At 63.0% G+C, this 22,594-nt stretch carries 22 protein-coding genes; 11 read left to right on the top strand and 11 right to left on the bottom strand.

Annotation, left to right across the window (positions count from 1 at the left end; translation table 11 throughout):
- The first annotated feature begins 46 nt into the window (after positions 1 to 46).
- The 3 genes from hisG (at position 47) to KBB96_RS17935 (ending at position 2,544) form a co-directional block, all read left to right on the top strand.
- Entirely contained in the window at positions 47 to 931 is an 885-nt protein-coding gene (hisG, locus tag KBB96_RS17945) for an ATP phosphoribosyltransferase (RefSeq protein WP_211630869.1), read from the top strand.
- A gap of 38 nt (positions 932 to 969) precedes the next feature.
- Positions 970 to 1,074: an AURKAIP1/COX24 domain-containing protein gene (locus KBB96_RS17940; protein ID WP_200267957.1), complete on the top strand. Its 105-nt coding sequence runs from the start codon at positions 970 to 972 to the stop codon at positions 1,072 to 1,074.
- 123 nt (positions 1,075 to 1,197) lie between these two features.
- Positions 1,198 to 2,544, top strand: coding sequence for a tetratricopeptide repeat protein (locus KBB96_RS17935; protein ID WP_211630868.1), 1,347 nt, complete (start codon positions 1,198 to 1,200; stop codon positions 2,542 to 2,544).
- Between the two features lie 2 nt (positions 2,545 to 2,546).
- On the opposite strand, the gene bioA is transcribed toward KBB96_RS17935, so the two are convergent.
- From bioA to KBB96_RS17915, 4 genes are all read right to left on the bottom strand, one after another.
- A complete protein-coding gene (gene bioA / locus KBB96_RS17930; RefSeq protein ID WP_211630867.1) occupies positions 2,547 to 3,836 on the bottom strand; it encodes an adenosylmethionine--8-amino-7-oxononanoate transaminase in 1,290 nt (429 codons plus the stop codon).
- 48 nt (positions 3,837 to 3,884) lie between these two features.
- Positions 3,885 to 4,886: an MBL fold metallo-hydrolase gene (locus KBB96_RS17925; protein WP_211630866.1), complete on the bottom strand. Its 1,002-nt coding sequence runs from the start codon at positions 4,884 to 4,886 to the stop codon at positions 3,885 to 3,887.
- 263 nt (positions 4,887 to 5,149) lie between these two features.
- Positions 5,150 to 6,397 (bottom strand): glucuronyl esterase domain-containing protein, encoded by a 1,248-nt coding sequence (locus KBB96_RS17920; RefSeq protein WP_211630865.1) that lies wholly within the window; start codon positions 6,395 to 6,397, stop codon positions 5,150 to 5,152.
- A 290-nt stretch (positions 6,398 to 6,687) separates the two neighbouring features.
- Positions 6,688 to 7,449 (bottom strand): metallophosphoesterase, encoded by a 762-nt coding sequence (locus KBB96_RS17915; RefSeq protein WP_211630864.1) that lies wholly within the window; start codon positions 7,447 to 7,449, stop codon positions 6,688 to 6,690.
- Positions 7,450 to 7,539: 90 nt separating this feature from the next.
- Between KBB96_RS17915 and KBB96_RS17910 the strand changes: the two genes are divergently transcribed.
- Positions 7,540 to 8,520: a hypothetical protein gene (locus KBB96_RS17910; RefSeq protein ID WP_211630863.1), complete on the top strand. Its 981-nt coding sequence runs from the start codon at positions 7,540 to 7,542 to the stop codon at positions 8,518 to 8,520.
- 9 nt (positions 8,521 to 8,529) lie between these two features.
- Here the strand turns inward: KBB96_RS17910 and KBB96_RS17905 are convergent, their stop codons facing one another.
- Positions 8,530 to 8,790: a hypothetical protein gene (locus KBB96_RS17905; RefSeq protein WP_211630862.1), complete on the bottom strand. Its 261-nt coding sequence runs from the start codon at positions 8,788 to 8,790 to the stop codon at positions 8,530 to 8,532.
- An 80-nt stretch (positions 8,791 to 8,870) separates the two neighbouring features.
- Here KBB96_RS17905 and KBB96_RS17900 point away from each other — a divergent pair, with 80 nt between their 5' ends.
- From KBB96_RS17900 to KBB96_RS17885, 4 genes are all read left to right on the top strand, one after another.
- Complete coding sequence (locus tag KBB96_RS17900; protein WP_211630861.1) at positions 8,871 to 9,932, top strand: CPBP family intramembrane glutamic endopeptidase; 1,062 nt, start codon at positions 8,871 to 8,873, stop codon at positions 9,930 to 9,932.
- The gene (locus KBB96_RS17895) at positions 9,910 to 10,677 is read left to right on the top strand and encodes a ComF family protein (protein WP_211630860.1); all 768 of its coding nucleotides are present in this window, start codon (positions 9,910 to 9,912) and stop codon (positions 10,675 to 10,677) included. Before KBB96_RS17900 ends, KBB96_RS17895 begins: the two co-directional genes overlap by 23 nt.
- A 56-nt stretch (positions 10,678 to 10,733) precedes the next feature.
- Positions 10,734 to 11,564 carry an acetyl-CoA carboxylase, carboxyltransferase subunit beta gene (accD, locus tag KBB96_RS17890; RefSeq protein WP_211630859.1) on the top strand — a complete coding sequence of 277 codons (831 nt, stop codon included), beginning with the start codon at positions 10,734 to 10,736 and terminating at the stop codon, positions 11,562 to 11,564.
- 157 nt (positions 11,565 to 11,721) lie between these two features.
- Positions 11,722 to 12,942, top strand: coding sequence for a bifunctional folylpolyglutamate synthase/dihydrofolate synthase (locus KBB96_RS17885; protein WP_211630858.1), 1,221 nt, complete (start codon positions 11,722 to 11,724; stop codon positions 12,940 to 12,942).
- Between the two features lie 19 nt (positions 12,943 to 12,961).
- Here KBB96_RS17885 and KBB96_RS17880 read toward each other — a convergent pair whose 3' ends face one another.
- Positions 12,962 to 15,229 (bottom strand): FdhF/YdeP family oxidoreductase, encoded by a 2,268-nt coding sequence (locus tag KBB96_RS17880; RefSeq protein WP_211630857.1) that lies wholly within the window; start codon positions 15,227 to 15,229, stop codon positions 12,962 to 12,964.
- 110 nt (positions 15,230 to 15,339) lie between these two features.
- Here KBB96_RS17880 and KBB96_RS17875 point away from each other — a divergent pair, with 110 nt between their 5' ends.
- Together KBB96_RS17875 and KBB96_RS17870 are read left to right on the top strand one after the other, a co-directional pair.
- A complete protein-coding gene (locus tag KBB96_RS17875; RefSeq protein ID WP_211630856.1) occupies positions 15,340 to 15,780 on the top strand; it encodes a PTS sugar transporter subunit IIA in 441 nt (146 codons plus the stop codon).
- Entirely contained in the window at positions 15,777 to 17,552 is a 1,776-nt protein-coding gene (locus KBB96_RS17870) for a ClcB-like voltage-gated chloride channel protein (protein WP_211630855.1), read from the top strand. Before KBB96_RS17875 ends, KBB96_RS17870 begins: the two co-directional genes overlap by 4 nt.
- Before the next feature lie 171 nt (positions 17,553 to 17,723).
- Here KBB96_RS17870 and KBB96_RS17865 read toward each other — a convergent pair whose 3' ends face one another.
- The 5 genes from KBB96_RS17865 to KBB96_RS21215 form a co-directional block, all read right to left on the bottom strand.
- A complete protein-coding gene (locus KBB96_RS17865) occupies positions 17,724 to 18,641 on the bottom strand; it encodes a hypothetical protein (RefSeq protein WP_211630854.1) in 918 nt (305 codons plus the stop codon).
- Between the two features lie 21 nt (positions 18,642 to 18,662).
- A complete protein-coding gene (locus KBB96_RS17860; protein WP_211630853.1) occupies positions 18,663 to 20,714 on the bottom strand; it encodes a hypothetical protein in 2,052 nt (683 codons plus the stop codon).
- A gap of 90 nt (positions 20,715 to 20,804) precedes the next feature.
- On the bottom strand, positions 20,805 to 21,305 hold the full coding sequence (locus KBB96_RS17855; RefSeq protein WP_211630852.1) for a PA2169 family four-helix-bundle protein: 501 nt from the start codon (positions 21,303 to 21,305) through the stop codon (positions 20,805 to 20,807).
- A gap of 6 nt (positions 21,306 to 21,311) precedes the next feature.
- Entirely contained in the window at positions 21,312 to 21,455 is a 144-nt protein-coding gene (locus KBB96_RS17850) for an entericidin A/B family lipoprotein (protein ID WP_211630851.1), read from the bottom strand.
- Positions 21,456 to 21,492: 37 nt separating this feature from the next.
- Positions 21,493 to 21,615: a hypothetical protein gene (locus KBB96_RS21215; RefSeq protein ID WP_264176977.1), complete on the bottom strand. Its 123-nt coding sequence runs from the start codon at positions 21,613 to 21,615 to the stop codon at positions 21,493 to 21,495.
- 286 nt (positions 21,616 to 21,901) lie between these two features.
- Here KBB96_RS21215 and rpe point away from each other — a divergent pair, with 286 nt between their 5' ends.
- The gene (gene rpe, locus KBB96_RS17845; protein WP_226373579.1) at positions 21,902 to 22,570 is read left to right on the top strand and encodes a ribulose-phosphate 3-epimerase; all 669 of its coding nucleotides are present in this window, start codon (positions 21,902 to 21,904) and stop codon (positions 22,568 to 22,570) included.
- Positions 22,571 to 22,594: the final 24 nt, after the last annotated feature.

Genomic DNA, 22,594 nt, shown 5'->3' with positions numbered 1-22,594 from the left:
CCCTTGATTCAACGGGGATCAGCCGCTATCAGCGCCGCCCCGCGCCATGCCGGAAGACACCCGCACCCTCAAGATCGCCATCCCGAAAGGGAGCCTCGAAGGGCCGACCATCGAACTGCTTTCGAAGGCCGGCTTCGAGATCTACGTGTCCTCCCGCGGACTCCGCCCGGCCTCCAATGATCCGGAACTGGACGTTTACCTGATCCGCGCCCAGGAAGTCGGCCGCTACATCGGCCAGGGCTTCATCGATTGCGGCATCACCGGCTACGACTGGGCCTACGAAAACGGCGTCGAGCTGGTCGATCTGGCCGAGCTTCCCTATTCGCGTGCCACCGCCCGCCCCACCAAGTGGGTGCTGGTGGTCCCGGAAGACTCTCCGATCGAGAAGCCGGAGGATCTTCAGGGCAAGCGCATCGCCACCGAGGGAGTGGGCATCACCCAGCGCTACCTCGACGAGCGCGGCATCAAGGCCGATGTGGAATTCTCCTGGGGTGCCACCGAAGTGAAGGTGCCGGATCTCGTGGACGCCATCGTGGACGTCACCGAAACCGGCTCTTCGATCAAGGCGAACCGCCTGCGCATCGTCGACACCCTCCTGACCTCCTTCCCCCACTTCTACGCCAGCCCCGCCGCCGCCAAGGACGACTGGAAGCGTGAGAAGATGGAACAAATCGCCCTGCTGCTGAAGGCCGCCCTCGGCGCCCGCGGCAAGGTCGGCCTGAAAATGAACCTCCCGCAGTCCCAGTTGGACGAACTTCTGAAGCTCCTGCCATCACTGCGCCGCCCCACGATCGCCCAACTCGCCGAAGAAGGCTGGGTCGCGGTCGAGACGATCATTGACGAAACCGTTGTCCGGGACATCATTCCGGCCCTCAAGCGCCTCGGCGCGGAAGGGATCATCGAGTATCCGCTCAACAAGATCGTCCCGTAATCCCTTTCCACTGAACATCCAACCCCGACCAGAAGGCCATGGGCTCCATCAAGAAACGTCGTAAGACCAAGATCAACAAGCACAAGCGCAAGAAGCGCATGAAGCAGAACCGCCACAAGAAGCGTCTGCGTTACAAGTCCTAACGCGGCCTTCTGCAGGTAACGTTTTGAAAAAGGGATCCGGTTCCGGCCGGGTCCCTTTCCTTGCGTACGGCCATGAGGGCTTTCCCGCTTGGAAGTTCCTCCCACACCCGCCATCCTCGCCCGGTGCGATTCCTCCTGCCCCTGCTGATTCCCCTGCCTGCTTTGGCTGAGGTCGATCCACGGCTCGAATTTGCAAAGGGCCTGCTCGATCAATCGCGGGGCAAGCAGGAGGAAGCCGTGGCCCGCTTCGAAGCCGCCCGCCAGGCGGACCCCACCGCCGTGCCCTTGGTGCGGCACGCCGCCAACCGTTTCATGGCCGAGGGCAATCTGGCGAAAGCCGTGAGTCTCTACCGCGAACTGGCCACCGCCACTCCGGACAATCTGTCCAATCAGCTCGCATACGCCGATTTCCTACGCTCGGAAGGCCGCGGCGATGGCCTGGCGGAAAAGATGGCCGGAGAAACGCTGGAAATGGCGCTGAAGCGCTTCCCTGCCAATCCGGCGATTCTGGAACGCCTTTTCCGCAGCGCCGAAAACCGCGGCGACCACGAGCGTTCACGCCAGCTCTTCGACAAGCTCGTCGCCAATCCACCCCTCGACCCGGCGTCAATGCTGATGGCGGAGACTTGGTCAAACCTGCTCTTCGCCGCGAACGATGCGTCCGCCCGCGAACGTCTCGACAAGCTTTTCCAAGCCTCCGCGGATGCCGCCCCCCGCCATTCCGGCCTCGCCCGGGCGGCATCCGATCATTTCCGGAAAACCGACCGCATGGATGTGGCGATCGCCATTCTTCAGAAGCACGCCGGGGCCGCCCCCGCCGACTTGGAATTGAGGACACGGCTGGGCATTCTCCAGTTCGCCGCGCTCCGGGACCAGGCGGGCGAAAAGACCCTGAAGGACGTGCTCGCCATTGATCCGCAGCGCGCCATCGCCCACGACGCGCTCGCCAAGTTCTATCGCCAGCACAACCAGCCGGAACCCGGCCGCGAGCACGCCGCCCAGGTGCTGCGCATCCGGGGCGGCGATCCGTCCTCCTTCACCTCGCTGGCGGATGAATGGCTCGCCGCCGACCAGCCGAAGCCCGCCCGCATTCTTCTCGAAAAAGCGGCCTACGATCACCCGGCGGACCCCACGGTCGCCGCGAAGCTCGCCATCGCCACCCGACGCGATCCGGAAACCCGCGCCCATGCCTCGATTCTATTCCGGCAAGCCGAGTCGCTCCTTCCCAACGGCACGTCACCCGATCCCGCGTTTCTCTCCGAATCCGCCGACTGCCTGATCGAAGAGAAGCGCATCCCGGCCGCCGAGGACCGGCTGCGCAAGGCGATCCGCGCCTTTCCGCCGGACGCGAAAAAAGAAACTGCCGCGACTCTCCGCAAGCTCGCCGGACTCTGGGAATCCCAGAACAAAAATGCCGACGCCGCACGCGCGTTGCGCCAGCGCGCGGATTCGCTCGATCCCGCGAAGTAGGATCAGCGGGCCCCTTCTCCAATCGCCTTCTCCAACGCGGCCACGGCAAAGGCCAGTTCCTCCTCCGTCGCCGCCAACGGCGGCATCAGCACGATGGTATCGAGGATCGGTCGTGTCAGCAGGCCATGTTTCCAAGCGGTCCGGCACACCGTTTCACCGGTACGAGTCTCCGCCGGAAAGCGGTTGCCGTCCGGCTGCCGCAGTTCGATCCCCGCGATGAATCCGCACTGGCGGATTTCATGCACCTGCGGACAGCGCTCCTTCAAACCCGCCAGCAGTTCCTCCATGCGCGCGATGTTCGGCTGGAGATTCTCCAGCACCCGCTCCTGCTCGAAGACATCCAGCCCGGCCAAGGCTACCGCGCATCCGAGTGGATTCGCCGTGTAACTATGTCCATAGTAGAAAGTCTTCTCCGCACAGCCGAGAAAGGCATCATATACCGCTGACGTCGTCAGAGTGGCCGCCATGGGCATGTAGCCGCCGGTAAGCCCCTTCGCCACGCACAGAAAATCCGGGGTCACGTTTTCATGCTGGCAGGCGAACATGCGCCCCGTGCGCCCGAAGCCCGTCATTACCTCATCCAGGATCAGATGGATGCCGCGCGCATCGCACCAGCGGCGCAATGCCGCCAGCATGCCCTGCGGCCACAGGCGCATCTCGTTCACGCCTTGGATCAACGGTTCGAGAATCACCGCCGCGATCCCCGCGCTTTCACTTTCCGGCATCGCCTCCAGCGCCGCCACATCGGTGACACGCTTCACACCGAATCCGAAGCGTTGCATCAATCCGGTGAAGCGTCCAACCCCACCCAGCGAAGCCGCGCCAAGCGTATCGCCGTGGTAACCGTTCTCGAACGCGACAAAACCGGTGCGCCCGTTCTCGCCGCGGTTCAACCGGTATTGCAGCGCCATCCGCACCGCACACTCGATGGCGGTGGAACCATCATCGGAGAAAAACACCCGCTCAAGGGTCCCATCCGGAAACAGCCCGCTCAGGCGCGCGGACAACTCGGATGCCCGCGGATTGGCAAAGCCGAGGAAGGACGTGTGCGCGACCTCATCAAGCTGTGCCCGGATCGCCGCATCGAGGCGCGGATGCCGGTGGCCGTGGATATTCGTCCAGATCGAAGAATTCCCATCAAAGTAACGCCGCCCTTCCGAATCCCACAACCACACGCCCTCACCGCGAACCAGCACCAGCGGCTCCTCCGCACACCAATCCGCCTGCCGGGTGAAAGGATGCCAGCAATGGCTCCTGTCCTCCTCGATCCACCGGCGGCTGTCCTCACGCATGAGCGGAGCTTGGAGCAGCCGCTCCCGACGGGAAATCGAAAACGCCGCTCACGCCATCCACGTCAGCTTCTCCGCCCACCAACTGTAGGAAGCTCCGGTCTGGACGATCCGCCCAAGCCCCGGCCATGGCAGATGGAAGCCGTAGCAGCGGGTCCGCTTCGCCGCCGCCTCGCTCCAATACTTTTTCCGCGTCACCACCGCCTGCACCGGATCGTGATCGAAGGCGATGGTCCAATCCGGGTTCGCGAACATCAGCAGCGCGTGGTGGGAAAGGTCCATCAGGTGCAGCAGTTCGTCATTGCCGGACCTGATACGGAAGCACGCGTGCCCGTCCGTGTGGCCGGGCGCCGCCTCCACGGTCACCTTGCCATTCCAGAGCTGGGTCCCCGGCTTCACCTGCTGCATCACCGGCTGGAGAATATCGAAGTTCGCCCGGACCTCGCGGACCATGTTCGGAAGCGGCTTCTTGTCGCGCTTGCTCTTGGAGAAATCCGGCTCGGGCGAACGCCAGAAGGCCACCTCTTCCGGCAGCACATAAAAGGCGGCATTCGGAAACGTCGGCTTCCCGGCAGTGACGAAACCGTTCAGATGATCGGAGTGCGAATGGCTGAGAAAGGCCGCCGTGACCTCCTCCGGGCGGACACCCGCCATCGCCAGACCGGACTCGAACCACCCCATCTGCGGATTGCTGCCGCGGCCGAATCCCGCATCAAACACCGCCACCTCCTTGCCGGAGCGCACCACCAGCAGATTCACGTAGAGTGGCAGTTGGTTGCCCGCCTCGCCGTGCAGATCCATGACGTCCTTCATCTTCGGACGATCTTCCTCCGGCCACATCAGGCCGAGACCTTCCCGCAGTTGTAAATTGCAGTCGCTGATCGAAAAGGCCTCCAGATCACCGATGGTGAAGCGATAGACGAACGGATTGCGAAAGGGCTTGTCGGGATTGGCACCCTCGCCGGCTGCCGATCCCGCCATCCCGGGGAGGGCCAATCCCGCCAAAGCCGAGCCGAGGAATCCCCGGCGTGAAAACTCCGCTCCGTGTGTCATCAGCGTCTGATACGCGCGCGCGCCCTCATTGTCATCAACACCAGAGGCACATTTACTGACGGAAAAGACACATTCCGCCCCAACCTACGCGATCGCGTAGTGCCGCTGCGGCCGATTTTGATCATATTGGGTTCGTCAGCGCGCCACCCGGCGCGAGGGCCTTCCACCCAAAGGAAGCAATCATTCTCCCCCCAAAAATTGGTCGGCGGATGTCGGGGGCCCCCCTTTCGACATCCGCCGATCTCCTTTTCGGCCCGGCGCTTTCAGCGGGCTTTGAGCTGGCGGTCGGAAAACGCCAGATACTGCTCCCAATCGTGATCGGTCAGATCGTGGCCTCCCGGGCGCACGTGGTAGCCGATGATCCCGTCCAGCACCGGCTGACCAACGGCAGGCCAGGTTTCCGCAGGAAGCCCGCCCGCTCCGAGCAGCTTGAAAACCGGCTCCGCAGCCTTCGCGCCCGCGAACTCGCCTTCCGGATCGGCATTTTTGTCCTCGATCGCGCTGGCGACATACAAAGGACGTGGAGCCACCAAGGCCATCACCAGATGTTGGTCGAAGGGCAGTTCCGTGTCCTTCCCCACATACTGGCGGAACGAGCGGGCGAACCAGTGCGGAAAAACGCGGTTCAGCCGCTCGATGTTCTCGCCCACCCCGCGATGGAACAGTTTCGCGCCACCGGCACCGGATTCATGGCTGTAGACGGCGGCGAAACGCTCGTCGTTCGCCCCGGCCCACAGGGCGGCCTTCCCCAGACGGGACCAGCCCAGCACCCCCACCCGCTTGGCATCGATCGCAGGCTCTTTCTCCAAGGCATCCATCGCCCGGCTCAACCCCCACGCCCACGCCGCGATGGTACCAAAATTGTCGTCACCCTGCTGGAGTTCCGGATAGAGCGACTGTGCGCCGGAGGCAAAATACGGCTCATGGTCCGGCGCGATATCTTCACGATACATCGTCGCCAGTGCGTAGCCGCGTTCCAGGATGCGCTCCACCGGCCACTGCTTCGCATTGATGCCGCGGGAGCCCTCCAGCGCGCGGTGGTCCTTCACGGCGGATAGATTCACGTAGGAGGTTTTTTCCTCCACCCAGCTCTCCGTGATCCGGATGCCGGGATCGGTGTGGATGGCCTGATTCCCCCAGAAATTCAGCGCGAGGATCGCCGGGACCGGGCCTTTGGCCTGATTCGGCACATAGACCAGCAAATCCATCCGCGGCCCTTTCGGGTCGCCATTCGGATAGAGCGCCATCTGGATGCGGGTGGCTTTGTCTCCGAGGGCGTGGGGGTCGCGGTCGAACACCTCGATCTTCATTTTCTCCGGCCGGGCGGGGGAGCGTCCGTACATCTGCTTCGTCAAAAGTTCCAATAGCTCCGGCCGGCGTTTCTCACGCCACTGCGCGGGGTTCCCGATCTTCGTGCCATCCAGCGCGGTCAGGGGGTCAGGCAGAGCCGTCCCGGCCCCAGCCATTCCCATCATCGCCGCATACACTCCCGCCAGAATCATCCGCGTCATCCCCACATGAGGCTTCCGGCAGAGGCGTTTGCTCAAGGGAAATCGAAGGCTTCGGATCTTTGTCCGAGATGAAGTTCGGCAATATCGTGCAGATCGCACGAACCCATCATATCTATCTTCCAACGCGATCACGGTATATCACGATGGCCGATTTTGTGTCACTCTCCCCCTGTCAGCAAGACCTCCCCCCGGACCTCTTTCCTGATTCAAATCTCCCCCCAAAAAAAACAGCCGGCGGATTTCGGAGCCCAACCTTCGATTTCCGCCGACTCCGTTGAGACCCGTTTCCCTCAAATTCGGAACACGGCCATCTCCGGACGGCAGGCAAAGCGTACGGGCAGTCCGGTGGTGCCGATCCCCCGGCTGACGAAAAGCCTCCCCGCCGGAGAATCATAGTGGCCCGCCACATAGCGACCCACGCCCTGCGGCAGATACAAGGCCGCCACACCGGGGAGACGACACTGGCCGCCGTGGGAATGGCCGCTGAGGATCAGCTCATACGGTCGGCCCGACGGGCGATCTCCCACGATCGGATAGTGGCACAGCAGGATGCGCGGCTTCGCATGACGGGGCTGGAGGCCGAAATAGCCGGTCGTTCCCTCGATCACGATCTTCCCCAAATCCAGCCGCTCATTGAACAACCACATTCCACCGGTGGCCTTCGCCGCCTGCCGGAAAAGCGCTCTTGTGCCTGCATCGTCCGGATCGTGATTTCCGATCACCCCGTAAAGCGGCACCGGCAGCGTGGCCATCACCTCCAGTGCCTCGCGCAGAATCTTGCGGTTTTTCCCATCCACCAGATCCCCTGTGAAACAGATCAGATCCGGCTTTTGGTCGAGCGCGGTGCGCAGCACCCCTTCGAGCCAACCTCTGTCGCTGCGGCGATAGTGAGTGTCCGTCAAATGGACGATGGTTTTGCCCACTCCCAGGTGGCTGAAATCATGCCGGGTGATCTCGATCCAATCCGGCTCCACCGCAAACCCATCCAGCGCTGCGAGACCCGCACCGATGCAGGGCAGGCGAAACAGAAATTGCCGACGTGTCCAAGCCATAGCACTGGAAGATTTACCATGTGTGAGCGCCCCGACGCGTGAATTTTGCGTGAATCCCATGCGCGGCCGTCCAGTCTCTCGTTCCACCGCATGACCGAACGCCACTCCATCCCCATCGTTCCCACCCGGGTGCGGATGAGCTTCGTGGCTGTTTCCGCCGTGGTCTGGCTGGGGTTCTTCTGGTTCGCCTCATCCAACCCACCCGCACCAGCGCCGGATTGGTGGGGGCTGAACCGCGACCACCTTTTCGGGCGGGGTTTGATCCTGGTGATCGCGTTGCTACTGCTCTGTCTCCTGGGGCTTCGCCTCGTGGAAAAGCGCATCCGAAGCAAGCACCTGCCGCTGCACGGACAAGCACCATGGGTATCCTATGCGAGCTTCTTCATTCTCGTCCTGCTATGTGGATTGGGCTGGATCACGGATAACTGCCGCATCCTGCTTCCGGGGTTCTCATCCCAAGTCTCCACCGGTGCCATGCCCATCCGACCAAGTCCGGAGCCGCTGCAGTTGGACCAATGGCTCCGGGTGGATTGGACCGAGAATTGCCGGTCTGTCCGTGGCACGTGGGCGGATTTCATCCACGGCGGGGTACCTACCCGCTACCACGCGGCGGCACTTCGTCTGCATCCAGCCGGACGACCGGATCTTCCCGGCTGGCTGCATGTGCGCGGCAGCCAGAAGATCATCAAGGAAGGCAGCGATCAAACCCTGCCCTGGGATGGAAAAGGGCTCCTTCAAATCGTTCATGATCTGAAGGGAAAAACCGTAGCCCCCGCAAATGAGGATCTGGTGGTCGGGTATCTGGATCGATACTGCGTCAATTGGAGCAACGCATTGCCTGCCACCACCCACCCTGGCTTGGGTCCCTCCGCGGTATTCTCCTCATCATCAGGCCTCAGCCTGACCCGGGGCGGCCCGTCCCCTATGGGCGGCTGGTCTCAGACCTATCAGGATCTGCGGCCCATATGGTTCCTCCCCGGCCTGTGCGCCCTGGGTTGGTGCCTCATGACCAACGGCGCCTATTTCGTTGCGCGGACAACGATGGGCCGCCCGGTCCGTGACCACACTTGAGCCTGATGCTCACCGCCCCTCGGGCTTCGGCTCATCGCCGAGCATCTTGTCGATGTCCTCGATGAACTTCCATGGGCACCGCTTGCGCTGGTACTTCCGCCACAGCACGTCGCGGAGTTCCCGCCACAGTGCTTCCGGCACCGGATCGACGGTTTCCCAGTCCGGGTCGGTCTTCAGCGTGGTGATGAACGTCCACTTGTTGGCATGGCGGTTGGCACGGTAATATCGGACACCTTCCTCAGTGCGCTCGTGCCATTCATGACTTTCCATGGCCGGAGGCTACGGGCGCGGGAGGCCGGAGTCCAGAGGGATGACGTTGACTGCCCCCGGCCCGCTGTCAGCATCCCGGCGTGCGGAGAGCCCTGACCAACGATGTCGTCAAAATCCTGTGCTACGTGGCGGGCGTGCTGCTGTTGGCCGCGGCAATCTCTCCCATGCTCTACAATGGCGGCAAGGCTCTCTTCGAGGTCACCCATGGCAAGGAGACCAACTCTTTCGTGAAATGGCTGGCCGAGGCCTGCGGTCGCTCGGATTTCCCCCGTTTCTTCAACCGCTCGGTGATGCTGTCCGCGCTGGTGCTGTTCTTCCCGCTGGTCCGCTGGCTGAAGATCGGTCGCAGCCAGGTCCGCTACCGCGATACGCCATGGTCCTTCCGCCTGCCGGAATCCGCCATCGCTGCCAATGAAGGCCAGCCGCTCCAGCGCGACCCCAAGGGCTGGCTGCACCTCACGCTCGGCTTCGTGCTCGCTCTCGGCGGCCTCGCGTTGCTGGCCTGGTGGCTGCTCCATGCGGGGGCGTTCGTGATGGAGAACCGCGCCTTCTCGACCAAGGGCGTGCCGAACCTCTTCCCACCAAAGCCGCTCCATCTGGGCAAGGTGATCCCGGGGGCGCTGTTCAGCTCGCTGCTGGTGGCCACGCTGGAGGAAATTGTCTTCCGCGGTGTACTGCTTGGGATTTTCCTGCGCGCCATGAAGCCGTGGGCGGCCATCGCAAGCCTTTCGCTGCTGTTTGCCTTCCTGCATTTCCTCGATCCGAAAACCCTCGGCGCGGTGCCCGATCCGGAATCCGCCAAGGCAGGCTTCTGGCTGCTAGGCCGGATCTTCGCCCAGTACGCGGACCCACTACCTCTGCTCTCCAGCTTCTGCACCTTGTTCGTGCTCGGAGCGGTGGTGGCCTACGCCCGGGTCAGGACCGCCGGACTGTGGATGCCCATCGGCCTGCATGCCGGCTGGGTCTTCGGCGTTTTCGTGTTCAAGGCGATCACCCAGCCGATCCCGAATTTGGGCGGTGTTTCCCGGTTCCTGATCGGCACCACCCTGCGCGAAGGCCTGCTGCCGCTGGCGATCGTGGCGGTCACCGGCGTGGTGATCCATTTCATCACCCGCCGCCATGCCGACCGACCCGGCATCTGAGCCGCCGCACGGCTGGCGGGCCTTGGTTTCCCGGACGCTGGATCTGGTCTACCCACCATCCTGTGGACTCTGCCACGCGCCTCTCGCCCACGGTCGTGCGCTCTGCGGAGCTTGCGCGGACAGCCTGCCACGCCTCACCGAACCCTATTGCGCGGTCTGCGGTGAATCGTTCGATGGCGTCATCGAAACCTCCTTCGAATGCCCGAACTGCACCGGGCTCGATCCCGCCTTCGAATTCGCCCGTCCCGCACTCCGGAAAGACCTGCGGACGATGGAGCTGATCCACGGTCTGAAATACCAGAAGGCCCTCCATCTCGCCCCCGAACTGGGCCGCCTCGCCGCCGAATCCTTCGCCGATCCCCGGCTCGCTCCCGCTCTCGCGGAATCCTGGCCGTTGGTGCCGGTGCCGCTCCATCCGGCCCGCCAACGCGAGCGCTTCTTCAACCAAGCCGCGGAAATCGCCCGCACCGTTTCCGCCGTCACGGGTCTGCCAGTCCTGCCAGCCCTCAAGCGCATCCGGAAAACGGAGACCCAGACCCACTTCGGTCGTACCCAACGGCTGGCCAACCTGAAAGGGGCCTTCGCCCTGAGCCGCACCGGCACCCGCTTCGCCTCCGGCAAACCTCCCGGCGCGGTGGTGATCGACGATGTTTTCACCACCGGCTCGACCGTCCACGAATGCGCCCGGGTGCTCCGCCGGGGCGGCGTTCAAAAGGTGATTGTCGTGACCGTGATGCGCGGCTAGGCTGGCCGCCACGGCGCGAGCGCTTCCCCGCCGCCGCCCCGAACCTCCTCATTCTCATGGGCATCTTCAAAAAGCCGAGTCTCCGCAGCCGCGAAAAACGCGATGACATGCCCGAGGGCCTCTGGACCAAGTGTCCGGACTGCGGCGCGATGATCCACACGCTGGAACTCCAGCAGAATCTCCACACCTGCCCGCAGTGCGGAAACCATTTCCTGATGGATTCCGGCGACCGCATCGCCCTGATCGCGGACGCGGACAGCTTCGAGGAAACGGAACGCGACCTCGTCTCCGCCAACCCACTCGGCTTCGCGGGCTATGAGGCGAAGACCGCTTCCCTGCGCCAGAAAACCGGTCTCAACGATGCGGTCGTCACCGGTCGCCTCACCATCGGCGGCAAGCCCGCGATGATCGCGGTGATGGATTTCAAATACTTCGCCGGCTCGATGGGTTCGGTGGTCGGGGAAAAGATCACCCGCGCCATCGAGACCGCCGTCGCCGAAAAACGCGGCGTGGTCATCGTCTCCGCCTCCTCCGGTGCCCGCATGCAGGAAGGCATGCTCTCGCTGATGCAGATGGCGAAGACCTGTGGCGCGCTCGCCCGCTTGTCCGAAGCCAAGCTGCCCTATATCTCCGTCCTCACCCACCCGACCACCGGTGGCGTCACCGCGTCCTTCGCGACCATCGGCGACATCAACCTCGCCGAGCCGAAGTGCATGATCGGCTTCGCCGGCCCGCGCGTGGTGAAGGAGACGACCCACCAGAACCTGCCGCCCGGCTTCCAGACCGCCGAGTTCATGCTCGACCACGGTCTGATCGACTCGATCGTCCCGCGCAAGGAACTGCGCGACAAGCTCGTCGAACTGCTGGGTTACATGATGCCGGAGTGAGCCGGTAGGGACGCCTCGCCGAGGCGTCCGGGTCTCGCGCTCACGCTTTCCAGCGCCGCGCATCCCATTTCATCGTTCTCTGTTTTGGAAGCGGATGGATTCCGCGAACGCATCTCTTTCCGCCCGGACGGATCGGCGATCCGTCCCTACCCTTCCCATGACCTATCCCGAAGCCATCGACTGGCTCTTCTCCACCCAGATGTTCGGCATCAAGCTGGGGCTGGAGGGACCTCGGAACCTGCTCAAGGAATACCTCGCCTTTCCGAAGCGCGGCGTGAAGGTCATCCATGTCGCCGGGACCAACGGCAAAGGTAGTACTTGCGCGATGATCGACAGCGTCGCACGCGCCGCGGGTCTCCGCACCGGTCTTTTCACTTCGCCGCACCTGGTCGATTACCGCGAGCGCATCCAGGTCTCCGGACAGCAGATCCCGGAGGACGGTTGCGCCGCTATGCTCACCCAACTGCGCGGCATCTGCGAGGGATTGGAAACCCATCCCACTTTCTTCGAAATCACTCTCGCGCTGGCGATGCGCTGGTTCAGTGAGCGCGAGTGCGAGTTAATCGTGCTGGAGACCGGCATGGGCGGCCGTCTCGATGCCACCACCGCCGTGCCTGCGGACGTTTGCGTGGTCACGCCGATCGGCCTCGACCACACCCAGTGGCTTGGCGACACGCTGGAACTCATCGCCGCCGAGAAAGCAGGCATTTTCATCGAAGGAGCCACTGCCGTTTCATCGCCACAGGAACCAGCCGCCCGATTCGTGCTGGAGAAGGAAGCGAACGAATGCCGCTGCCCGCTCACGTTCGTACGCGAGCCTTTGCTCGGCTACTCCATCGCGCTCGCCGGACCACATCAGGCATGGAACGCCGCGCTTGCCTTGGCCGCGCTCGATGCCGCTGCCGTGCCACTCAGTTTCGATACGGTCCAATACGGGCTCTCCCACGTAAAGTGGCCCGGGCGATTCGAACGCTTCCCGGCAGATTGCCGACCCGAGATTATCCTCGATGGTGCGCACAATCCCCATGCCGCGAAGGTGCTGGCGGAAACCTGGCAGCAGGTTTTCGGCGACAAGAAGGCCACGCTGCTGTTCAGCGCCGTCTCTTCGAAAGACATCTCCGGCATCCTCTCGCTGCTCACTCCGCTGGCCGGACGCATTCTTCTGTGCCCCGTCGATACGCTGCGCGCCGTACCAACTTCCGAACTCGCCGCCGCTCTGCCCGAGGGCGCGATGGCCACGGAATACGCCACCTTCGATGAGGCTCTCGAAGCCTCTCTTGCGTTCAACGAGCCCGTGCTTGTGGCCGGCTCCCTATTCCTCGTAGGCGAAGCCAAGGCACGCTTGGAAGGCGGCGAGTTTCAAAGCAGCACACAGTAGGCGGTGTCAACCGAACGGCTCAGCATGAAGCCGTGATTCGCACCGAGATCGATTTGCTCGTCGGCGTGTTGCTGCCTTCCGCCGTGCTGCGCACGGGCACCAATGCATTCGCCTCCGGGAAATATGCCGCGGCAGAACCACGCGGCATGTCATAGGCGATGGCTTGAAAGCGCGGGGCCACGCGCTCGCCATCTTCCCACACACTGATGAGGTCGACCAGATCACCCGTCTTGAACCCGCGTTCCGCCAGGTCATCGGGATTCACCAGCACGATGCGCCGCGCGTGACCGATGCCACGATAGCGGTCGTTCATGCCATAGATGGTCGTGTTGAACTGGTCGTGGCTGCGGATCGTCTGGAGGATCAGGCAACCCGGCGCGGGGGTGAAGGCATCCAGCGGCCCGGCGGCAAAGTTGGCTTTGCCTGTGTCGGTGTTCCAACGCCGTTCCTTTGCGGCATTCGGAAGGTAGAAACCACCGGGTTGGCGCACACGTTCATTGTAGCTCTCGAAACCCGGCACGACCGCTTCAATCCAATCACGGATACGATCGTAATCTTCCACCAGCCAACGCCAACGGATGTTGCCGACGTCACCGGCAACCGCCTCCGCCATTCGCGCCACGATTTCGCACTCGCTCAGCAGCTCCGTTGAAACCGGCTCAAGCCTCCCTTCCGACGACTGCACCACGCCCATCGAGTTCTCGCACGAAACAAACCGCCCGTGATCGCGATCGGTCCGCCCCAGGCATGGCAGGATCAACGCGCGGCGACCGTGAACCAAATGACTGCGGTTGAGCTTGGTCGAGACATGGCAGGTAAGCCTGCAATTCCTCAGCGCCGCGGCGGTAAAATCCGTATCCGGCGTGGCCTGCGCGAAGTTCCCGCCCAACGCGAAGAACACCTTTGCTTCGCTGCGGTGCATCGCGAGAATGGAGGCCACCGTATCGTGCCCGTGCTCACGCGGCGAAACAATGCCCGCCTGTTGATCCAACGCCTCCATAAAGGACTCCGGCATCTTTTCCCAAATGCCCACCGTGCGATCGCCCTGCACGTTGCTGTGTCCGCGCACCGGACAGAGCCCCGCCCCGGGACGACCGATCGCGCCGAGCAGCAAATGAACGTTCGTGATCTCGCGGATCGTGGCGACCGCGTTGCGGTGTTGGGTAAGCCCCATCGCCCAGCAGGTGATCACGCGGCGCTCACCGCGGACCATCAGGGCCGCCAGCTCCTCGATCTTCACTCGTGCGATACCGGAAAGCGTCTCGATTTCCTCCCATGCCGTCCCTTCCACTTGACTACGATAACTCTCGTAACCGGATACATGCTCGCAGAGGAAAGGAACATCCTCCGCTCCCACGGACAGAATCGCCTTCGCGACACCACGGAACAACGCTAGATCCCCATTCACCCGCACCTGCAGGTAGGTGGACGCCAAGGGCGAAGTCCTCCCGAGCAAGCCCAATACCTCCTGTGGATGCGCGAACCCCGTGAGGCCCGCTTCCTTCAGCGGGTTCACCGCGACCAGCTTCGCGCCATTCGCCACAGCTTGCGCCAGCGTGGTGAGCATCCGCGGATGATTCGTCCCGGGATTCTGCCCCACACAGAGGATGGTCTCCGCCTCCAAAAAATCCTCCAGCGTCACCGTGCCCTTGCCGACCCCGATGGCGGCCTTCAACGCGGTGCCGCTCGATTCGTGGCACATGTTCGAGCAGTCCGGCAGGTTGTTCGTCCCGTAGGCGCGGGCGAAAAGTTGATAGAGAAAGGCCGCCTCGTTGCTCGCGCGGCCGGAGGTGTAGAACAGCGCCTCATTCGGCGAGACGAGTGCCCTCAGCTCTTCAGCCAGAATTGCAAACGCGCGATCCCAGCCCACCGGCTGGTAATGGGTGACTCCCTCCTCCAGCAGCATCGGCTCCGTCAAACGTCCCTGCAAATCGTGCCAGGCATCGCTCTGTTCCGCCAACTGCTCCACCGAATGCGCGGCGAAAAACTCCCGTCCGATGGTCTTTCCCATCGCTTCGGAAGCAACCGCCTTGGCTCCGTTCTCGCAGAATTCCGCAATCGAGCGGTGGTGATCCGGGTCCGGCCATGCACAGCTCGGGCAATCAAATCCGCCGGACTGGTTGAGATCCAGCAGGGCACGGGTGCCGCGCAGGCCGGATTTCATCACAATCTGGGACATCGCCGAGGCCACCGCCGGAAAGCCCACGGCCCAGGTCTTCGGCGGTTTGACCTGTAAATCGCCGGGGTCCTCCACGGGCGGGCGGGCATCGGGCACATCGGGCTTCACGAATCAGACGCTAAGCCTATTCCCGGTCCGGTGCCAGAGGAGGATTAGGCAAAGATGGGACCTCTTTTTGGTGGCGTTCCTGCATGGCCGCTTGGTTAATTGGGGGACCAATGAGTTCACCCGTGTTGCCGCCGAATGCTCCACTCCTCCTCGATCTCGATGTTTCCACGGAAGACGAAGCGATCAGCGCGGTGATCGGCCTGCTGGAAGGCAACCCGGAAGTGCTCGACCAACCCGCCTTCGCCGAGGCCGTGTTCGAGCGGCAGAAGATCAATCCCCCGCTGCTCGGCAATGGCATCGCCATGCCCCATGCCCGCACCTCACAGGTGAAGGAGGTCGTCTTCGCGATGGCCCGCTGCAAGCAGCATGTGAACTTCGGGGAGAACCAGACGCCCGTGCGACTCATCTTCCTCTATGGCATCCCGCCCCACCGCGTGGCGGAACATCTGGCCACCACCGCCGCACTGGCCCGCCGCCTGCGCGATCCGGAAGTGGTGAAGCAACTGCTGGAGGCGCAGGACGCCGTGGCATTCACCCAAGCGCTCGCATGACCGAAGCGGACGGCACGGCCGGCATGAGCAAATTCATACGTCGGCTGGTCCGCGTGCGGATCTGGCTGGGCGAGCGCCTCCGCTTCAATGAACTCCAGGCCACCCTGTTGTGGGCCGCGATCATCGGCTTCCTTGGAGCTTGGACGTCCATTGCGTTCAAGGAAGCAACCGAGTGGCTGCACCACCTGTTCACCGGATTCCATCAGACGGAAATTGCGAGCTTCAAATCCATGCCGACATGGCGGCGGCTGCTGATCCCGACCATCGGTGGTTTGTTGGCCGGACTCACGCTCCTTTTCCGCACCCGCTTCAAAGCACAGGCCAATTCCACCGACTACATGGAGGCCGTGGTCGTCGGAGATGGGAACCTCTCGGTGCGGGTCAGCCTGGTGAAATCCGTTTCAGCGTGGTTCTCCGGCGCTTCCGGCGCGTCGATCGGTCGCGAAGGCCCCCTGGTCCAGCTCTCCTCGCTGGTGGCTTCGGTCCTCGGCCGATGGCTGAAGTTCCCGCTCGCGCGCAAGCGCCAGCTCGTGGCCTGCGGTGCGGCTGCCGGTATCGCCAGCGCCTACCACGCCCCCATCGCCGGAGCGTTTTTCGTGGCGGAGATCGTGCTGGGATCGGTGGCGATGGAAGCCTTCGGCCCTCTGGTGATCTCCTCGGTCATCGCCACCTTGACCATCCGCGCCCACGAGGGCGATGCGGCGATCCTGGAAGGCGGTGAAGCCTTCACGCTGCATTCCAACGCGGAATTGCTGCCTTATGTGGGACTGGGTATCGCCTGCGGTCTGGCCACGCCGATGTTCCTATCGCTGATGAAGGGCGGCGAACGCGCGTTTTCGCTGCTGAAAGCACCGGTCTGGGTGAAGCTGGCGCTCGGTGGGCTCATTGTCGGCGCGATCACGGTGTTTCGTCCGGAAGTAGTTGGAAACGGCCGCGAACTGGTGATCGACGTTCTGACCAAGCCTTGGGCATGGCAGGCACTGGCCGTCGTGCTCATCTGCAAGCTGCTGGCCACAGCAGCCACTTTCGGCTCCGGCGCGGTGGGCGGTGTATTCACGCCCACGCTCTTCGCTGGTGCGGCATTCGGCTACCTGTTCGGCATCGCCATGTGCTCCTTATTCCCGGCATGGGGCATGGAGCCCGGAGCATTCGGCCTGATCGGAATGGGAGCTTTCCTTGCTGCGGCAACCGGTGCGCCGGTGATGGCCATCATCATGATCTTTGAGCTGACGCTCAACTATCAGATCCTGATGCCGGTGATGCTGGCCAGTGTGGTGGCCTACTACATCTGCCGTTCTTTGAAACCCGAAACCCTCTATGGCGAGGCGCTCAAGCGCAAGGGTGCCGCCGCTGTCGCACAGCATCTCGCCACGCTCAAGGTCGGCGACCTGATGACGCCGGACACCGGCACACTCTCGCCGAATGCCACCTTCGGCGAAGTCGCCCGAGCCTTCCTCCAGAGCCGTCACGAGTTCCTGCACATCGTCCACGACAACCGCTTCCTCGGCGTGGTTTCGCTGCACGACATCAAGCCCTACCTCGACCAACCCGAGTTGGAATCGCTGCTGATCGCGCGTGATGTGATGCGCGACGACTTCACCCGCCTCCAGCCGGACCAGACGATGAACGAGGCGCTCGAACTCTTCGGCCAGGCCGAAGCCGAACGTCTGCCGGTCACCGCGATCACTGGTGAACTGCTCGGAGCGGTGACGAAGACGGATGTGCTGCTGTTCCTCGCCGGGAAGCCGAAGAAACAGGCGGTGGCGGCGTAGCCTCTTTGTAGCCGGACTGGTGACAGTTCGGGCTGGGTGGATTGGCGAAGTTTCCTGCGACTTGAATGCGGGAAGATCGTGCGGGCATGTCTTTTTGATAGGGACGCCATCACTTGGATGGTTCGTCCTCCCCGCCCGAATTGTGACCAATCCGGCTACGAAGAAAAACTCTCACGCCTGCGGATCGCCCTTCTTCTTTTCCTTGAAGAGCATCTCGATGTAGTTCGCCGCGGCCTGGCCAAGTTCCGACTTCGGATCAACGTCGCGCATCTTCTCCAGTGTCGGACGGACCTTGTCCTTTTTCTCCGGCCAGCGCTGGTAGAGCGCGAAGCGCGCGGCTTCCACTTCCTGCTTCTGCTTCGGTGAGAGCCGTGGATTGGCCGACCACTTGTCGAGTTCCTTCTCGGCATCGGTGAACTCCTTCTTCTCCGCCTTGCCCAAGGCGAGATCCACGAGCTTCTCGCCGGAGAACGAATACTTGGCGATGTAGCCGGATTTGTCCTCCGGGTCCGCCTTCTTCATCTCTTCGAACACCGGCTTGTAAGCGCCCTTCGGCCCGAGGCCGAGGTTCATGCGGTCGAGGCCTTGGCCAAGACGTCCGGCTTTCATCATGCCGGAAGCACCCGCGGCGGTTTTCCAAAAATCATCACGTTCGCGGCGGGTCGCAAGCAGCTTCTTGGTGGCTGGAATGAGCCCTCCCGCGGCATCGATTTCGGCGGTGCCGGCAAGCGAACCGACCATGCGGCCCTCGCAATCGAACACCACCACCGCCGGCACGCTGCGGACATCCGCATTGCCCTTCTCGTTGCGCTTCGCCAGAGCCTTGTCGGCATCAGTGGGAGCTTCCTTGCGGTCGATGTCCATCAGCAGCACATCGGAACCGATCCCGCTGAGGAAACGAGGATCGTTCCAGATCTTCGCCGCCGCTTCACCCGGGCGGTTCCAATCGGAACCATGGATGAACACGGCGATATCCGCCTTGGAACCCTTTGCCTGCTCAAGCGCGGCGGTGAAATCCGCCACACGCTGGCCGAAGGCGGTGGAAAGGCATGCGGCCACGCACAGGCCGCCGATGAAAGAACGCATCATGATCGGAATGGTGGTGGAGGTTTATTGGAGGCGGCGGCCGTAAACGCGGATGCCCGCGAGGTGGAAGAACTCGGTGCGATCGTCATCGCGCTCCGCTTTCACATACTGGACCCGCGTTGCCTTGCCGGAGAGCGGGATGCGCCACGGGCCCTGTTGCTCGGTGGTGCGGAAAACCTCATGCCAGGTCGATCCATCCTCGGATACCGAGATCTTCAATGGCATCTGACGGCTGCCGTTCTGGCCGTAGTCGCTGCCGAGAATCACGATGCCGCTGAGGTCGCCGAGTTTGCCGAGACGGGCCACGACATTCGGCCGGACCTGCTTGTCGGTGTGGAACGAGCCGCCGTCTTCCTCCAGGATACCCCAGTGGTTTTCCGGATGATCCCACTGGCAGGTGGAGGATATTTTCAGGATGCCGCCGGAAGATAGCAAGTCACCGGGGAAGGGTTCCGCTTTCAGCGGAGCACTCTTCGAAAACGAACGCCCGGCCCGGCCGAGCGATTGGAAGGCATCCACATTGCCAGCCGCTTCCGCCGCGAGGATCGCGGGCCCGAGCGCGCTCTTCAGTCCATCTTGGTTCGCGCCGGAGGCAGCCGATGAGAAAACCCGGCCCAGCGCGGCGAAGAACGCATTCGTGGATCCGCCATCGGCCGCAAAACGTTTCTGTCCCCACGCGATGGTCGGGGCGAACCACGACTTCGATGCGGACTGGATCGCCAGCACCTTCTCGAAGAACACAAGCTCCTGCTTGGGATCGCCGCCGAGGGCCTTCGCCTGATCGTCGAGCGCTTTCTCGTATTCCCACATCGCCGGGCCCTCCTGCTTCGCGATCTGCTCGTGATACTTCAGGAAGAACGCCATCCGCCGGTCGGCAGGCAGCGCCTTGAATGCGGCTTCGTCGATGCGGGACAGCACGTCCCAAGCGGCTTCCGGATAAGCAGCCAGGGCAGCTCCCACGGACTTGCCGATGATCTCCCAAGCCTGTGCATCCGGCTTGCGGACATCCCGGAGGAACTCCACCGATTCGCACCACACGGGGTAGTTGATCGGCTGGGTTTCCAAAGCCGCCTGATAGGCCAGCTCGGCGAGCACGGGGTTCTTGCTCTTCAAGGCACGCGCCTGCCAGACGTGGGCCATGCAGCGGTCGTAGGATGCCTTGTCGTCGAAAATCTTTTCCTGAAGGACGAGCTGGGTCCAGGTGGTGCCCCACAGGCTGATGTGAAGACCGCGTTGCCAGGAAAGTGAATAGGCCGGTTCCCAATCGCCACGCGCAACACGTACCGTGTACGCGCAATGGCCGGGCTCGCCCATCGTCGTCGCGGGCAGACCGTTGGCACGCGCCGCATTCGCCCCGTAGTGGGACAGCGATCCACAAACACCACCGACATCGCGTACACGCTCGGCGTGGATCTCGTTCTTAAAAGGCGCGTAGTAATTCGCGCCGTGGATGGAATCGCCGAAGAGATTGTTCAGCTTGTAAGGAGCCTGCCAGCATGCGCCGGTGTATTCCTTCGCGGTGAGCTTCACGTTGTCACGCAGCCACACCAGCGAGTCGTCACCCCAGGCGGCACCATTGTCCGACCATCCGCCATTCTGGCCGCCGGAAACGACGAAGCGTTTCTCCCATGTGTCGAAGGTATCGAACTGCGGGTGGAGTTTTCCCGCCACCCGCGAATCGCGGTAATACTTGTAGCGATCCAAGGCACGATCCTCCGGCCACTTGTCCTTGGCGAACATCAGCGCCACGGCTGCCGCAGTGGTCTGTTCGCGGCGGTCCGCCACGCCTTTCGGATCCATTTTCCAGATCGCGGCAAGAATGCGCAGCGATTTCGCCGGATTCTCCAACGGACCGGACAACATCAGATCCGCCATCCGCTCCTTGGAGGCCAGCAGATCCTGGGCAAACCAGCGGGTGTCCGAGACACCGCTCATCTTGTCCAGCTCCGGACCCGCGATCCGTTTCAGTTCCGCCACCGCCAGTTCATGACGACCTTGCGGTGTGGTCGCGGTGGTCTGCAGGGCGGCTTCATTGTTCAGGTCCACCGCACCATGGGCGGTGGATGCCAGAATCATGACCACGGCGGATCGGGACAAGACGGAGTACATAGAGCGCAAAAAACGCCGCTACGTTAACCGTTTCACGCCTCTTTCCAATCGGGGATTTCAGCCAGCCAAATTGGCAGTTTGCAGCGCCCGGAGGCTGTCGCGCGAGCGACCGATTTCCCGCAGGTGGAAGGCAATCACCGCCGCGTCCGCAGGGTAGAGTCCGGCCGGAAAATCATTGAGAATGTTGCGATAGCCTTGGATCGCCGAGGCTTCGGCGGCGTCCAAGTCGGAGAGAATCGCCTCATCCGTGATGGGGGAGAAAGCGTCCCGCATTTCATTCCAAGTCCGGTGTGCTGCCGCCACGGAGCCGCTTTCCCGGACGGAATCCCCCCCGTGACGGCGCTGTAAAGTTTGCAGCGCCGCCACGAAACCCGCTCGCTGATGCGAGCGCTCCATGAGGTGGGCCCTCATCGAATCGGACACGCAACGCTCGGCGGCCGAGCGATGGAAGTCCTCGCCATCACGGCACACACGGATCAGATCGCCGAGCATCCGGCTCGCCCGGACTTCGGTGGCATCAGGGGATTTGGCGGAAGGCTCGGCGACGGTGGTGTTCATGGAAGTTCAACTGTTGGCGGTGCGTTCGATCGCACGCCCGGCCTTGTGAACATCGTGGCCGAAGCCAGCGACGGTACCGCAGGAACTGAGGGCGGCTCCGGCAAGGGCAGCGAGGGCGATCTTGAGAAGGGAACGAAGGGACGGTTTCATTTGATTTGGATACGGACGGGGTTGAGGCCCCCTCCGCTCAATGCCCGCCTGCTTCAGCCGGCTCCGGATGGGAGATGGCGTGCATCAGGGCGAGGTAGTTGATGAGACCAGCGTGTTCGTGCGAATGGCCGGCGCGGAGAGGTGTGCGAGTCTTTTTCATGATCGTTTCGGGTTGTGCAATCGAGATCGAATCTCTTGGCACCCCCATCGCAATCACCGGGCCATCCGGCACCATGGAACCGCAATCCGCTGAAATCAAATGGCTCGTTGTCGTTTTTCGCAAAATGCATGGGATATTTGAGACCCCCGGAGGGTGCAAAATTCCGCCGCGGAGGTGCGTGGTGCACCGATCCGCCGGCCCACATGAGCCGCGGGCGCTCCGCCCATGAAAAATTGCCGTCCACTTGTGGCTTGGCAGTTTCCGGCTCCGCCGCTTCTCTCTCCGCGTGATCCAAAGAACGTTCCACGACCGGGTGGTGGCGCCGTCCTTGCTGGCGGCGGATTTTTCGCGTGTCCGTGAGGAAGTCACCCGCGCCATCCACGCCGGGGCCGACTGGCTGCATCTCGACGTGATGGACGGCCACTTCGTGGACAACATTTCCTTCGGCCCGGCGATGGTCCAGACGGTCCATGAGACCAATGACATCTTCCTGGACGTCCACCTGATGATTTCCCGGCCGGACCACTACCTGCCGCGCTTTGTGGCGGCGGGAGCGGACCTGATCACCGTCCATGTCGAGGCGGATCACGATGTCTGCGACACCCTCGGCCGCATCCGGGACGCCGGTTGCCAAGCCGGTCTGGCGCTCAATCCGGCGACGCCGTTCGAGGCGGCCATCCCCTATCTCAAGCAGATCGACCTGCTGCTGTGCATGACGGTAGTGCCGGGATTCGGCGGCCAAGCGTTCATGTCGGAAGTCCTGCCGAAAATCGAAGCGGCGGCGAAGTACCGTGCCGAACACGGGCTGGCGTATCACATCGAGGTGGACGGCGGCATCGACGCCCGCACTGCGGCCCTCTGCGGCCAAGCGGGCGCGAACGCGATGGTGGCAGGTTCCTCCACCTTCCGCGCGCCGGACATGGCCTACGCCGTGGCGGAAATCCGCTCGGCGTGATCATCTCACTGAGGATTTAGGCGT

The organism is Luteolibacter ambystomatis, from assembly GCF_018137965.1.
Taxonomy (GTDB): domain Bacteria; phylum Verrucomicrobiota; class Verrucomicrobiia; order Verrucomicrobiales; family Akkermansiaceae; genus Luteolibacter; species Luteolibacter ambystomatis.
The sequence above is the reverse complement of the archived record's forward strand: the minus strand, read 5'-3'. Positions and strand labels throughout refer to the sequence as shown.

Excerpts from the sequence above, each read along its gene's own strand:
- KBB96_RS17865 (WP_211630854.1), bottom strand. The coding sequence starts at position 18,641 with ATGATGCGTTCTTTCATCGGCGGCCTGTGCGTGGCCGCATGCCTTTCC.
- KBB96_RS17885 (WP_211630858.1), top strand. The coding sequence starts at position 11,722 with ATGACCTATCCCGAAGCCATCGACTGGCTCTTCTCCACCCAGATGTTC.
- KBB96_RS17855 (WP_211630852.1), bottom strand. The coding sequence starts at position 21,305 with ATGAACACCACCGTCGCCGAGCCTTCCGCCAAATCCCCTGATGCCACC.
- KBB96_RS17915 (WP_211630864.1), bottom strand. The coding sequence starts at position 7,449 with ATGGCTTGGACACGTCGGCAATTTCTGTTTCGCCTGCCCTGCATCGGT.
- KBB96_RS17905 (WP_211630862.1), bottom strand. The coding sequence starts at position 8,790 with ATGGAAAGTCATGAATGGCACGAGCGCACTGAGGAAGGTGTCCGATAT.
- KBB96_RS17895 (WP_211630860.1), top strand. The coding sequence starts at position 9,910 with ATGCCGACCGACCCGGCATCTGAGCCGCCGCACGGCTGGCGGGCCTTG.
- KBB96_RS17925 (WP_211630866.1), bottom strand. The coding sequence starts at position 4,886 with ATGACACACGGAGCGGAGTTTTCACGCCGGGGATTCCTCGGCTCGGCT.
- KBB96_RS21215 (WP_264176977.1), bottom strand. The coding sequence starts at position 21,615 with ATGAAAAAGACTCGCACACCTCTCCGCGCCGGCCATTCGCACGAACAC.
- KBB96_RS17920 (WP_211630865.1), bottom strand. The coding sequence starts at position 6,397 with ATGACGCGGATGATTCTGGCGGGAGTGTATGCGGCGATGATGGGAATG.
- KBB96_RS17850 (WP_211630851.1), bottom strand. The coding sequence starts at position 21,455 with ATGAAACCGTCCCTTCGTTCCCTTCTCAAGATCGCCCTCGCTGCCCTT.
- KBB96_RS17875 (WP_211630856.1), top strand. The coding sequence starts at position 15,340 with ATGAGTTCACCCGTGTTGCCGCCGAATGCTCCACTCCTCCTCGATCTC.
- KBB96_RS17860 (WP_211630853.1), bottom strand. The coding sequence starts at position 20,714 with ATGATTCTGGCATCCACCGCCCATGGTGCGGTGGACCTGAACAATGAA.
- accD (WP_211630859.1), top strand. The coding sequence starts at position 10,734 with ATGGGCATCTTCAAAAAGCCGAGTCTCCGCAGCCGCGAAAAACGCGAT.
- KBB96_RS17870 (WP_211630855.1), top strand. The coding sequence starts at position 15,777 with ATGACCGAAGCGGACGGCACGGCCGGCATGAGCAAATTCATACGTCGG.
- KBB96_RS17940 (WP_200267957.1), top strand. The coding sequence starts at position 970 with ATGGGCTCCATCAAGAAACGTCGTAAGACCAAGATCAACAAGCACAAG.
- KBB96_RS17910 (WP_211630863.1), top strand. The coding sequence starts at position 7,540 with ATGACCGAACGCCACTCCATCCCCATCGTTCCCACCCGGGTGCGGATG.
- hisG (WP_211630869.1), top strand. The coding sequence starts at position 47 with ATGCCGGAAGACACCCGCACCCTCAAGATCGCCATCCCGAAAGGGAGC.
- bioA (WP_211630867.1), bottom strand. The coding sequence starts at position 3,836 with ATGCGTGAGGACAGCCGCCGGTGGATCGAGGAGGACAGGAGCCATTGC.